Below are 12,730 nucleotides of genomic sequence, written 5' to 3'. Positions count from 1 at the left end.
GCAACATCCATGATTTGATAATGATAGTGATTATCGTTATCTATCTTATTTGGCTATGTTAGCATGTGCGCCCATGGAAAGGGTAGAAATAGACTCAAGGCTTTGTCATGAATCAAAAATCCTGGCTGCTCAACCTCAGCCTGCTGAAAACGCACCCGGCGTATCGCGCCGTTTTTATCGCTCGCTTTATCTCCATTTTGTCCCTCGGGCTGCTCGGCGTGGCCGTGCCGGTACAGATCCAGACCATGACGCACTCCAGCTGGCTGGTGGGGTTATCCGTCACCTTAACCGGCGGGGCGATGTTCATCGGCCTGATGGTCGGCGGCGTGCTGGCGGACCGCTACGAGCGTAAAAAGCTGATCCTGCTGGCGCGCGGCACCTGCGGCGTGGGCTTTATCGGGCTGTGTCTGAATGCGATGCTGCCGGAGCCGTCGCTGATCGCCATTTACGCGCTAGGGCTGTGGGACGGTTTCTTCGCCTCGCTGGGCGTGACGGCGCTGCTGGCGGCGACGCCCGCGCTGGTCGGGCGCGAGAACCTGATGCAGGCGGGGGCGATTACCATGCTCACCGTGCGCCTCGGCTCGGTGATTTCGCCGATGGTGGGCGGCCTGCTGCTGGCGACCGGCAATGTGGCGTGGAACTACGGACTGGCGGCGGCGGGGACCTTTATCACCACCCTGACGCTGCTGCGCTTGCCGCTGCTGCTGCCTCCACCGCAGCCGCGCGAGCATCCGCTGAAGTCCCTGATGGCCGCGATTCGTTTCCTGTTCAGCAACCCGCTGATTGGCGGGATTGCGCTGCTCGGCGGCCTGCAGACCATGGCGAGCGCCGTGCGCGTGCTCTACCCGGCGCTGGCGGGGGAGTGGCAGATGAGCGCCTCGGAGATTGGCATTCTCTACGCCGCCATTCCGCTCGGCGCGGCGTGCGGGGCGCTGACCAGCGGCAACCTGGCGCAGAGCGCGCGTCCGGGGTTGATTATGCTGCTTGCCTCGCTGGCCTCGTTTATTGCCATCGGCTTCTTCAGCCTGATGACGGTGTGGGCTCTCGGGGTGCTGTGTCTGGTGATTTTCGGCTGGCTGAGCGCCATCAGTTCGCTGCTGCAGTACACCCTGATCCAGACCCAGACGCCGGAAGGGATGCTCGGGCGCATTAACGGCCTGTGGACGGCGCAGAACGTGACGGGGGATGCGATTGGCGCGGCGATCCTCGGCGGGCTGGGCGCGATGATGACCCCGGCGGCATCCGCGAGCAGCAGCGGTTTTGCGTTAGCGATGGTTGGCGTGATTTTGTTAGTGGCGCTGGTGGAGTTGCGTCGGTTCAGGCAGGAGGTTGTGTTGAACGACGGGGCGGCCTGATGCCCTCACCCCGGCCCTCTCCCACAGGGAGAGGGAGGGGACATGCCTACTTAAACAATGCATTCAATCTGTCTAACACCAACATCGCGCTGTAATAATCCAGGCGGAACGTCTCCGTTCCCAATGCCCAGACCCGTTTGTTTTTCACCGACGGCAAATGCGCCAGCAGCGGGTTGGCGTAAATCGCATCCACGTCTTTCTGGTCGCCGGCAAACACAAACAGCCCTTCGCCGTTCAGCCCCGTCGCCAGGTTTTCCCCTCCCAACTGAATGATGTCGTGGCGTTTGCCCTGGCTTTTTGAGGTGTGCAGTCCGGCGGGCAGTTCCGCCAGCGTAAAGCCCAGCTGGTGCAGCAGCTTGCCCTGCGCCGATTCCGCGGTCCACAAGTTGGCGCTGTGCGCAGCGGCGGTGTAGACGATGGCGTTCACCGGCTGCGGCGGCAGCTTCATCTGCTGTTTCACCTGCGCGAGCTGTTTATCAAAGGCGGCAATGCGCTCTGCGGCTTGTTTTTCCTGCCCGGTGAGGGAGCCCAGCTGCGTCAGCAGTTCCTGCCAGCTCTTGTCGTCGTAGTTGATGATAAGCGTTGGGGCGATGGCGGAGAGCTGATCGTACAGCGCCATCGCGGAATCCCCGCCGGTAGCGCTGATCAAAATCAGATCCGGCATTTGCGCGGCGACCGCTTCGGCGCTCGGCTCGCCGATGTACAGCCGTGCAACCTTGCGCTGTTTCGCAATATCACCCCACTGGCGCAAAAAGCCCTGCGCATCCGCCACGCGGTTGTTCGGCGTGGTCGCGCCGCTGGCGACGACCGGTGCGTCAATCGCCAGCAGGGAGCCGGTTAAGCTCACGCTGGTGGAGACAATGCGCATCGGTTTGCTCTCAAGCGTGTGAACGCCGCGGCTGTCGGTCACCTGACGCGGCCAGTCGGCGGCAGCGGCTGAGGCAAGTCCTAAAACAAAAAGTCCAGATAAAAGCAGGGTATTACGGAATAGAGCAGGGAATTTCACAGCGCGACATCCTGTTTTTGTTGAAGATAATGCTTCTCATTTTCATAGTTACCGCAAAGGGATGCAAGCTTTTGTCGCACAAGTTGTTTGCCCGACGGTTGACAGCGAAGCGATGTGGGATTAGGTTAGCCGACGAAAATATAAATGATAATCATTATTGCTTCTTTTATCATTTTGAGGAGGATGATATGGACACGTCCCTGGCTGAGGAAGTTCAGCACACCGCGGCCACGCTGCAATCAGACAGCTTTTTCTTTATGTCGCCTTACCGCAGTTTTACTACCTCAGGCTGTTTTGCCCGCTTCTCTGAACCCGCCGTCGGCGGTGACGATCCGGCCGGGCAATTCCAGCAAAAATTAGCCCAGGCCTTCCGGAATGCGAAAGCTAACGGTATCGCTCATCCGGTGATGGTGGGGGCTATTCCATTCGATACCCGCAAGCCATCTTCTCTGTTTATTCCGCAGCGCTGGCAGACCTTTTCCCGTCCGGCACGTCAGCAGTCAGCACGCTATTTTTCCGGCTCGCAGGCGCTGAAGGTGGAACAACGCACCGAGATCCCGCCGCAGCCCGTGTTTGAAGAGATGGTCGCTCGCGCCGCGTCGCTTACCGCCACGCCGCAGGTGAACAAGGTGGTGCTGTCGCGTCTGATTGATATCGCGACCGATAAACACATTGATAGCGGTGCGCTGATGGAGCGTCTTATCGCCCAGAACCCGGCGAGCTTTAACTTCCACGTGCCGCTGGAAGACGGCGGCGTGCTGCTCGGCGCCAGCCCCGAACTGCTGCTGCGTAAAGAGGGCGCGCACTTTAGCTCGCTGCCGCTGGCAGGCTCCGCGCGCCGTCAGCCGGACGACGTGCTGGATCGCGAAGCGGGCAATAAGCTGCTGGCCTCCGAAAAAGACCGTCACGAGCACGATCTCGTAACCCAGGCGATGAAGGCCATTCTGGCACCGCGCAGCCACCACCTGAGCATGCCGTCTTCCCCGCAGCTCATCACCACGCCGACGCTGTGGCATCTGGCGACGCCGGTTGAAGGTGACGCGCGTGACAACGAAAACGCTCTGACTCTGGCCTGCCTGCTGCACCCGACCCCGGCGCTGAGCGGCTTCCCACATGAGGCGGCAAAAGAGCTGATCGCCGAGCTGGAGCCGTTCGACCGCGAGCTGTTCGGCGGCATCGTCGGCTGGTGCGACAGCGAAGGCAACGGCGAGTGGGTGGTGACCATCCGCTGCGCGCGTCTGCATCAGAATAGCGTTCGCCTGTTTGCCGGCGCGGGCATTGTGCCTGCCTCTTCGCCGGTGAGCGAATGGCGCGAAACGGGCGTGAAGCTCTCCACCATGCTCAACGTGTTTGGCTTGCACTAAGGATCGCTCATGACCATTCCTTATACCCGCTGGCCTGAGGAATTCGCCCGCCGCTACCGTAAAAAAGGCTACTGGCAGGATCTGCCGCTGACTCACATCCTGACGGATCGCGCGGACAGCGATGCCGTGGCGATTATCGACGGCGAGCGGCACATCACCTACCGCGCGTTTTATCAGGCGGTAAACAATCTGGCGTCCGCTCTTCAGGCGCGCGGGCTGCAGCGCGGCGAGACGGCGCTGGTGCAGCTCGGAAACGTGGCCGAGTTCTACATCACCTTCTTCGCGCTGCTGCAAATCGGCGTCGCGCCGGTGAACGCGCTCTTTAGCCATCAGCGCAGCGAGCTGAACGCCTACGCGGAGCAGATCAAACCCGCCGCGCTGATTGCCGATCGCGACCACGCGCTGTTTGCGGGCGATGATTTTCTTAACACCTTTGTGGATGCGCACCGCTCGGTTCGCGTCGTGCTGCTGCGCGGCGATAAGGACGAACACGCCCTGGAAGCGGCGATTTCGCGTCCGGCGGACAACTTCATCCCGAACCCGACGCCCGCCGACGAAGTGGCGTTTTTCCAGCTTTCCGGCGGCAGCACCGGCACGCCGAAGCTGATCCCGCGCACGCACAACGATTACGACTACAGCATCCGCCGCAGCAACGAGATTTGCGGCATCACCGCCGAAACGCGTTACCTGAACGCGCTGCCCGCAGCGCATAACTACGCCATGAGTTCGCCGGGAGCGTTAGGCGTCTTCACCGCGGGCGGCTGCGTGGTGCTGGCGAACGATCCGAGCGCCACGCTCTGCTTCCCGCTGATTAAACGGCATCAGATTAACGTCACCTCGCTGGTTCCTCCGGCGGTGAGCCTCTGGCTGCAGGCGATTGCCGACGGCGCGGGAAGCGCGCAGCTCAAATCCCTCAGGCTGCTGCAGGTGGGTGGCGCACGCCTCTCCGCCACTCTCGCGGCGCGCATTCCGGCGGAAATCGGCTGCCAGCTTCAACAGGTGTTCGGCATGGCGGAAGGACTGGTGAACTACACCGCGCTCGACGACTTGCCGGAGCGCATCATCAACACTCAGGGCCGCCCAATGTGCCCGGACGACGAAGTTTGGGTGGCGGACGAGCACGGTAACCCGCTGCCGCGCGGTGAGGTCGGGCGTCTGATGACGCGCGGGCCGTATACCTTCCGCGGCTATTTCAACAGCCCGGAACACAACGCCAGCGCCTTTGACGCCGACGGCTTTTACTGCTCCGGCGATCTGATCGCCATCGACGAGCAGGGCTATATCACCGTGCAGGGGCGAGAGAAAGATCAGATCAACCGCGGCGGCGAGAAGATCGCCGCTGAAGAGATTGAAAACCTGCTGCTGCGCCACGAGGCGGTGATCCACGCCGCGCTGGTAAGCATGGAGGACAGCCTGCTGGGCGAAAAAAGCTGCGCGTATCTGGTGGTGAAACAGCCCCTGCGCGCGGTTGAGGTACGCCGCTTCCTGCGCGAGCAGGGCGTTGCCGAATTCAAGCTGCCGGACCGCGTGGAGAGCGTGGATGCGCTCCCGCTGACGCCGGTCGGCAAAGTCGATAAGAAACAGTTGCGCCTGTGGCTTGCTGAACGCGCCCGGGGCTGAGGAACAGAGTATGGCCATTCCAAAATTAACCGCTTACGCGCTGCCGACCGCCGCTGAGCTGCCGACCAGTAAAGTGAACTGGGCGTTTGAGCCTGAACGTGCCGCGCTGTTGATCCACGATATGCAGGAGTATTTCCTGAACTTCTGGGGCGAAAACAGCGCGATGATGCAGCAGGTGGTGGCGAATATCGCCAGACTGCGCGCTTACTGCAAAGCGCACAATATTCCCGTGTACTACACCGCCCAGCCGAAAGAGCAGAGCGACGAAGACCGCGCCCTGCTGAACGACATGTGGGGGCCGGGCCTGACCCGCTCGCCGGAGCAGCAGCGGATTGTCCGTGAACTGACCCCGGACGAAGCGGACACGGTGCTGGTGAAGTGGCGCTACAGCGCGTTTCACCGCTCGCCGCTGGAGCAGATGCTGAAAGAGACGGGACGAAACCAGCTGCTGATTACCGGCGTTTACGCCCATATCGGCTGCATGACCACCGCCACCGATGCCTTTATGCGCGACATCAAGCCGTTCTTTATTGCCGACGCGCTGGCGGATTTCACCCGCGATGAGCACCTGATGTCGCTCAACTACGTGGCCGGACGCTCGGGCCGCGTGGTGATGACCGACGAGCTGCTGCCGTCCGTTCCGGCGACCAAAGCCGCGCTGCGCGAAATGATCCTGCCGCTGCTGGACGAGTCCGACGAGCCGATGGATGACGAAAACCTGATCGACTACGGTCTGGACTCGGTGCGCATGATGGCGCTGGCCGCCCGCTGGCGCAAAGTGCACGGCGATATTGACTTCGTGATGCTGGCCAAAAATCCAACCATCGACGCCTGGTGGGCGCTGCTGTCCCGCGAGGTGAAGTGATGGGTCTGGATTTCACCGGTAAAACCGTCTGGGTGACGGGTGCGGGGAAGGGGATTGGCTACGCGACGGCGCTGGCGTTTGTGGAGGCGGGCGCGCAGGTGACCGGCTTCGATCTGGCGTTTCCGCTGGGTGATTACCCGTTCGCCACCGAAACCCTGGACGTGGCGAATTTTGCTCAGGTCAGCGATGTGTGTGGCCGTTTGCTTAATACCCTTGAACGGCTGGACGTACTGATCAACGCGGCGGGCATTCTGCGCATGGGGGCGACGGACCAGCTCTCGCAGGAGGACTGGCAGCAGACCTTCGCGGTCAATGTCGGCGGCGCGTTCAACCTGTTCCAGCAGACGATGGGCCAGTTTCGCCTTCAGCAGGGCGGGGTGATAGTCACCGTGGCGTCCGACGCGGCGCACGCGCCGCGCATCGGCATGAGCGCCTACGGCGCGTCGAAGGCGGCGCTGAAAAGCCTGGCCCTGACCGTCGGGCTGGAGCTGGCGGGCAGCGGCGTGCGCTGTAACCTGGTGTCTCCGGGCTCGACGGACACCGATATGCAGCGCACCCTGTGGACCCACGATGACGCGGAGCAGCAGCGCATTCGCGGCTTTGGCGAGCAGTTTAAGCTCGGCATTCCGCTGGGCAAAATAGCTCGTCCGCAGGAGATAGCCAGCACGGTGCTGTTCCTTGCTTCCGATGCCGCCAGCCATATCACCCTGCAGGATATCGTGGTGGACGGCGGCTCCACGCTGGGGGCGTAAGATGATCTGGAAACGTCATTTACCGCTCGAGGAGCTGAACGCGACCAGCCTGAACACCCTGGTGGCGCATCTCGGTATCGTCTATACCCGCCTCGGCGACGACACGCTGGAAGCGGAGATGCCGGTGGATGCGCGTACCCATCAGCCGTTTGGCCTGCTGCACGGCGGCGCTTCGGCGGCGCTGGCGGAAACGCTGGGATCGATGGCCGGTTTTCTGATGACCCGCGACGGGCAGAGCGTGGTGGGGACGGAGCTTAACGCCACGCACCATCGTGCGGTCTCTCACGGCAGAGTGCGCGGGGTATGCCAGCCGCTGCATCTGGGGCGTTCGAGCCAGAGCTGGGAGATTGTGGTATTCGACGAGCAGGGGCGGCGGTGCTGCACCTGTCGGTTGAGTACGATGGTGTTGGGCTAAGCCAGGCAGATCAAAGTGATCGGCTTAACACTGTGGTGTAAATCTCTGGTTTGACCACGCATTATTGCGTTTCAAAGTTGTTAAATTTTTCCGGTTGTTCTAGAAACAAAATGTAACATCTCACTGTTTCACAACAACGGACAACAACTATGAACAACTCAGGGAAATACCTTATATGGGCAGGGCTCTCCGTTGTGGGAGCCTTTGCCCTGGGCTATATCGCCCTCAACCGGGGGGAACAGATCAATGCGCTCTGGATCGTTGTCGCCTCCGTCTGCATTTATCTGATCGCTTACCGTTTTTATGGCCGCTATATCGCAAAGAGCGTTCTGGGCGTTGACGCGACGCGCATGACGCCTGCCGTCCGCCATAACGACGGGCTGGACTACGTGCCGACCGACAAAAAAGTGCTGTTCGGTCACCATTTTGCGGCGATTGCCGGGGCGGGTCCGCTGGTGGGGCCGGTGCTGGCGGCGCAGATGGGCTACCTGCCGGGGATGATCTGGATCCTCGCGGGCGTGGTGCTGGCGGGCGCGGTGCAGGACTTTATGGTGCTGTTCGTCTCGACCCGCCGCGACGGGCGTTCGCTGGGTGAACTGGTGAAAGAGGAGATGGGGGCAACCGCCGGGGTGATTGCGCTGGTGGCGACCTTTATGATCATGGTGATCATCCTCGCGGTGCTGGCGATGATCGTGGTGAAAGCGCTGACCCACAGCCCGTGGGGGACCTATACCGTTGCCTTCACCATTCCGCTGGCGCTGTTTATGGGGATTTATATTCGCTACCTGCGCCCGGGCCGCATTGGTGAGGTGTCGGTAATTGGCCTGGTGTTCCTGGTGTTCGCCATTATCTCCGGCGGCTGGGTGGCGGAAAGCCCTACCTGGGCGCCGTTCTTCGACTTTACCGGCGTCCAGCTGACCTGGATGCTGGTGGGCTACGGCTTTGTGGCGGCGGTGCTGCCGGTATGGCTGCTGCTGGCTCCGCGTGACTATCTCTCTACGTTCCTGAAAATCGGCACCATCGTCGGGCTGGCGATCGGCATTCTGATTATGCGCCCGACCCTGACTATGCCTGCGTTAACCAAATTCATCGACGGTACCGGCCCGGTCTGGACCGGTAACCTGTTCCCGTTCCTGTTTATCACCATCGCCTGCGGCGCAGTGTCCGGCTTCCACGCGCTGATCGCTTCCGGGACCACGCCGAAGATGCTTGCGAACGAAAATCAGGCCTGCCTGATCGGCTACGGCGGCATGCTGATGGAGTCTTTCGTGGCCATCATGGCGCTGGTCTCTGCCTGCATCATCGACCCGGGCGTGTATTTCGCGATGAACAGCCCGATGGCGGTACTGGCACCGGCTGGCACCGTTGACGTGGTGGCGTCCGCCGCGCAGGTGGTGAGCGGCTGGGGCTTTGCGATTACCCCTGATACGTTGACGAGCATCGCCAGTGAAGTGGGCGAGCAGTCGATTATCTCCCGTGCGGGCGGGGCGCCGACGCTGGCGGTCGGCATGGCATATATTCTTCACGGCGCGCTGGGCGGGCTGATGGACGTGTCGTTCTGGTATCACTTTGCCATCCTGTTCGAGGCGCTGTTTATCCTGACGGCGGTGGATGCCGGAACCCGTGCGGCGCGCTTTATGCTCCAGGATTTGCTTGGCGTGATCTCTCCGAACCTGAAGCGTACCGATTCGCTCCCGGCGAACCTGCTGGCAACGGCGCTGTGCGTGCTGGCGTGGGGCTACTTCCTGCACCAGGGCGTGGTCGATCCGCTGGGCGGGATTAACACCCTGTGGCCGCTGTTTGGTATCGCCAACCAGATGCTGGCAGGTATGGCGCTGATGCTCTGCGCGGTGGTGCTGTTCAAGATGAAGCGCCAGCGTTACGCGTGGGTGGCACTGGTGCCAACCGCGTGGCTGCTGATCTGTACCCTGACGGCGGGCTGGCAGAAGGCCTTCAGCCCGGACAACAAGGTGGGCTTCCTGGCGATCGCCAACAAATTCCAGGCGATGATCGACAGCGGTAAGATCCCGGCGCAGTACACCGAGTCCCAGCTGTCTCAGCTGGTGTTTAACAACCGTCTGGACGCCGGGCTGACCATCTTCTTTATGGTGGTGGTCGTGGTGCTGGCGTTGTATTCTCTGAAAACCGCGCTGGCGGCGTTGAAAAACGATAAGCCAACGGCGAAAGAGACGCCGTACGAGCCGATGCCTGAAAACCTGGCAGAGATTGTGACCCAGGCGAAAGGGGCGCACTAACCTGTGTGCCGGGTGGCGGCTTCGCCTTACCCGGCACACATTTCTTCTCCGGCCTTTCCCTTCGGGAGAGGGCCGGAAACAAACGAGACACTGATTATGTTCGACACCCTTTCCAAAGCAGGTAAGTACCTGGGCCAGGCCGCCAAAATGATGATTGGCGTGCCGGACTACGACAATTACGTCGAGCATATGCGCGTCAACCATCCGGACCAGACGCCCATGACCTACGAAGAATTTTTCCGCGACCGCCAGGATGCCCGCTACGGCGGCAAGGGCGGGGCGAAGTGCTGTTAACCCTCTTTCGGTAAATAGAGGCTGATCTGTTCCTGCCTGCAGCCGTAGATCGCTGCCAGCTTTTCACGGGTGCGCTTTTGCGGACGGGAGTCGAGCGCTTCCAGCTGCGACACGGCGGACTGGGTGATGCCGAGTTTTTCCGCCACCTCTTGCTGGGACATGCCGCGCAGGATACGCCACGCGGCCTGCAGGCTGACGTTCTGCCAGGTCATGATGCTGCATACTTCTCCCGGCAATTCCACGTCATCCAGACTATCGTGTTCGACCTCAATATCCTCCAGATCGTCATCGGTTTCGTCGTCAATTTCTGCCATCTGTAAGAGCATTCGAAAATATTCGTGATAGGGAATAACGACGTACTGCGTTTTCCCATTATCATCCTTGATTAGCTGTACAGCCATAGTTGGCACTCTCCTCATGCAGGTAAGTCGTTGAAGTTCTGCGCTTGACGGCCAAAACATAACAATGGTCATCGGGAGCGTCCCGAAGCGTATAGACGATGCGGTAATCGCCTACGCGAAGCCGGAAATGATTTTCTTTCGTCGATATTTTTTTGATATCGGGCCGGGGAGCCGAGCGGTCATCCAGCTCGGAGAGCTTTACCTCAATTCGACGCTGATACCGCTCGTCAATTCTGGAAAATGCCTTTTTTGCACCATTGGACCAGACAATCTTCATCCGTACCTCCACTGTACGCCCGCACAAAGTATAAGGAAATAATAAGAGTATTAGATAAATTCCGAATTTCTAATGGGATACTGTAGAGCGGTGAAATAACCGGAGAAAGCGGCAAAACGCGAACCGTCGAGGGCGCTCGGAAACGCCTCTGCCGGGCGACAGAGGCTTGCAGGGAGATTGCGATCAGGCGTTCAAACCGCCGTCCACGTCCAGGCCGGTACCGGAGATCTGCCCGGCCGCCGGGCTGGCAAGAAACGTGACCGCCGCCGCGACGTCTTCCGGCTGACCGTAATGACCCAAAGCAATAAGCTGACGCTGAGAGTCAGCCTGTTCCCCGTCTTCCGGGTTCATATCGCTGTTGGTGGGGCCGGGGTGCACCAGGTTAACGGTAATGCCGCGCGGCCCTAAATCACGGGCCAGCCCGCGGGTGAGGGAATTCAGCGCCGATTTGGTCATTGAGTAAACGGCAATGCCCGGCTGCGCCACGCGGTTTGCCAGACAGCTTCCGATGTTGATAATGCGCCCGCCGTCGGACATGTGCACCAGCGCTTCCTGAATGGCGATCACCACGCCGCGAATATTGACGTTGATAAGAGCGTCAATGTCCGCCAGCGTCATGGACTCCAGCGGGCCGCCGCGCGCGATCCCGGCGTTGTTGACCAGAATGTCCAGCCCGCCAAGGGAACGCGCCGCATGGGTGACGGCATCCTGAATCGCCTGCGCGCTGGCGCTGTCGGCCTGCACGGCTTCGCTGTGTCGTCCCAGCGCCTTAATCTCATCGGCGACCGCCTGGGCTTTATCGGCAGATTTTTCATACGTAATAATCACATCCGCACCGGCGCGCGCCAGCGACAGGGCAATCGCACGACCCAACCCGCGGCTGGCACCGGTAACCAGCGCCTTTTTACCTGTTAAATCGATCTGCATGATGACCTCGTTACGAGAGTGGTAAGAATCATCATTAGGTATAGCCTGTCGGCGCGATCAGCGGCTGAAGGATTCCACTTTCTCAAACGCGGCGCGCAGAACGTCAGGCGTTAACGTAACAGGTAAATAGTGAATCGACTCCACCGGGCGCAGGGTGTGGGCGATGACCCGATCCAGCTCGTCGCGGTTATTGATGTCGACGTCCAGCTCGCGAAGCCTGGTCGGCAGGTTAAAACGCTGGTACGCCGCGACCAGCTGCGCCAGCACGTCGTCCTGGCCGAGCAGGGCGCTCTGCACCAGAATCCCGTAGGCTACCTTGGTGCCGTGCAGGTATTTTTCCGTCTGCGGCAGCACGGTTAAGCCGTTGTGTACCGCATGCGCCGCCGCCACGCGGGTATAGCGTTCACCCAGACCGCCGACCATCCCGCCACCGGCGATAATCGCATCTACCACGTCCCGAAACGCCTGCGTCTGTTCGCCGCGCTGCTGGTCGGCCAGCGCCTCTTCGCTGCGCGTCAGCAGCACGTCGCGGATCGCCAGCGCGCCGTTGATACCCAGCCGCACGGTCAGCGGCAGGTTCTCCGGCTCAGGTGCCAATACCACCGCTTCGTACCACTTCGCCAGCGTATCGCCGATGCCCGCCAGCAGGTACTCCGCCGGAGCGTTAAGGACGATCTGCGGCTCCACCAGCACCAGGAAGTTGGCGTCGTCGAAGATCTCAAAATGCAGCGCCTGACCGGCATCGTTGTACCAGACGGAGAGCGGGGTCCACGCCGCGCAGGTGGCGGCAATGGTGGGGATGCCCACGAACGGCACCCCTAAGCGGCGCGCCACGGCCTTGACGGTATCCATCACCGCGCCGCCGCCGACGCCAATCACCACGCTGGCGTCGCTGCCGGATTCATTCACCAGATGGGTGACGTCGCGCTCGCTGCAGTGGCCTTTAAACAGCAGGCGTTTCGCCCCCGGCGCGTTAAAGCTCTCCGGCATGAAAGGGTGCGCGCCTTCGATAGCACGCTCGCCGTAGATCCACACCGCGCGTGAAAGCTGTTCCGGAGTAAAGAAGTTATCCAGCCGCGCAAGGCTTCCTGGATGAGAGAAGTAGTTCGCCGGGCCAGGCACGACGCGGATATCGGTGTTGCTCATGATGGTGTCCTTTTTGCGGAAGCGCTAACCCGATGTTATGTCTGGACATCCGG

Annotated in this window: 13 protein-coding genes; 8 read left to right on the top strand and 5 right to left on the bottom strand. The window is 61.0% G+C overall.

The genetic code is table 11. The features are described 5' to 3' along the window. Positions 1–107 precede the first annotated feature (107 nt). Positions 108–1,355, top strand: coding sequence for an enterobactin transporter EntS (gene entS / locus UTM25_RS16625; RefSeq protein ID WP_194399798.1), 1,248 nt, complete (start codon positions 108–110; stop codon positions 1,353–1,355). 46 nt (positions 1,356–1,401) lie between these two features. On the opposite strand, the gene fepB is transcribed toward entS, so the two are convergent. Continuing rightward, the gene (gene fepB / locus UTM25_RS16620; RefSeq protein ID WP_194399799.1) at positions 1,402–2,361 is read right to left on the bottom strand and encodes a Fe2+-enterobactin ABC transporter substrate-binding protein; all 960 of its coding nucleotides are present in this window, start codon (positions 2,359–2,361) and stop codon (positions 1,402–1,404) included. Positions 2,362–2,549: 188 nt separating this feature from the next. On the opposite strand from fepB, the gene entC reads away from it, so the two are divergent. The 7 genes from entC to UTM25_RS16585 all read left to right on the top strand — a co-directional run bounded on the left by entC (position 2,550) and on the right by UTM25_RS16585 (position 9,926). Beyond that, on the top strand, positions 2,550–3,725 hold the full coding sequence (gene entC, locus UTM25_RS16615) for an isochorismate synthase EntC (protein WP_194399800.1): 1,176 nt from the start codon (positions 2,550–2,552) through the stop codon (positions 3,723–3,725). A gap of 9 nt (positions 3,726–3,734) precedes the next feature. Continuing rightward, positions 3,735–5,345 (top strand): (2,3-dihydroxybenzoyl)adenylate synthase EntE, encoded by a 1,611-nt coding sequence (gene entE, locus UTM25_RS16610; protein ID WP_194399801.1) that lies wholly within the window; start codon positions 3,735–3,737, stop codon positions 5,343–5,345. A gap of 10 nt (positions 5,346–5,355) precedes the next feature. Next, on the top strand, positions 5,356–6,210 hold the full coding sequence (locus UTM25_RS16605; protein WP_194399802.1) for an isochorismatase: 855 nt from the start codon (positions 5,356–5,358) through the stop codon (positions 6,208–6,210). Beyond that, positions 6,207–6,962 (top strand): 2,3-dihydro-2,3-dihydroxybenzoate dehydrogenase EntA, encoded by a 756-nt coding sequence (entA, locus tag UTM25_RS16600; protein WP_194399803.1) that lies wholly within the window; start codon positions 6,207–6,209, stop codon positions 6,960–6,962. Before UTM25_RS16605 ends, entA begins: the two co-directional genes overlap by 4 nt. 1 nt (position 6,963) lies before the next feature. Further along, positions 6,964–7,377 carry a proofreading thioesterase EntH gene (gene entH, locus UTM25_RS16595; RefSeq protein ID WP_194399804.1) on the top strand — a complete coding sequence of 138 codons (414 nt, stop codon included), beginning with the start codon at positions 6,964–6,966 and terminating at the stop codon, positions 7,375–7,377. A gap of 149 nt (positions 7,378–7,526) precedes the next feature. Beyond that, on the top strand, positions 7,527–9,632 hold the full coding sequence (gene cstA / locus UTM25_RS16590; RefSeq protein ID WP_194399805.1) for a pyruvate/proton symporter CstA: 2,106 nt from the start codon (positions 7,527–7,529) through the stop codon (positions 9,630–9,632). Positions 9,633–9,728: 96 nt separating this feature from the next. Next, positions 9,729–9,926: a YbdD/YjiX family protein gene (locus UTM25_RS16585; RefSeq protein WP_006809671.1), complete on the top strand. Its 198-nt coding sequence runs from the start codon at positions 9,729–9,731 to the stop codon at positions 9,924–9,926. Here the strand turns inward: UTM25_RS16585 and UTM25_RS16580 are convergent. The 4 genes from UTM25_RS16580 to UTM25_RS16565 form a co-directional block, all read right to left on the bottom strand. Then, entirely contained in the window at positions 9,923–10,327 is a 405-nt protein-coding gene (locus tag UTM25_RS16580; protein ID WP_047742559.1) for a helix-turn-helix domain-containing protein, read from the bottom strand. The genes UTM25_RS16585 and UTM25_RS16580 overlap by 4 nt on opposite strands. Continuing rightward, positions 10,302–10,604 carry a type II toxin-antitoxin system RelE family toxin gene (locus tag UTM25_RS16575; protein WP_194399806.1) on the bottom strand — a complete coding sequence of 101 codons (303 nt, stop codon included), beginning with the start codon at positions 10,602–10,604 and terminating at the stop codon, positions 10,302–10,304. Before UTM25_RS16575 ends, UTM25_RS16580 begins: the two co-directional genes overlap by 26 nt. Before the next feature lie 183 nt (positions 10,605–10,787). Beyond that, on the bottom strand, positions 10,788–11,531 hold the full coding sequence (locus UTM25_RS16570; RefSeq protein WP_032661029.1) for an SDR family NAD(P)-dependent oxidoreductase: 744 nt from the start codon (positions 11,529–11,531) through the stop codon (positions 10,788–10,790). Positions 11,532–11,588: 57 nt separating this feature from the next. Continuing rightward, a complete protein-coding gene (locus tag UTM25_RS16565) occupies positions 11,589–12,677 on the bottom strand; it encodes an oxidoreductase (RefSeq protein WP_194399807.1) in 1,089 nt (362 codons plus the stop codon). Positions 12,678–12,730: the final 53 nt, after the last annotated feature.

Source organism: Enterobacter sp. 61D5, assembly GCF_034107965.1.
In the GTDB taxonomy this organism is placed as follows: domain Bacteria; phylum Pseudomonadota; class Gammaproteobacteria; order Enterobacterales; family Enterobacteriaceae; genus Enterobacter; species Enterobacter cloacae_M.
This window is presented reverse-complemented; position numbering and strand designations above follow the sequence as displayed.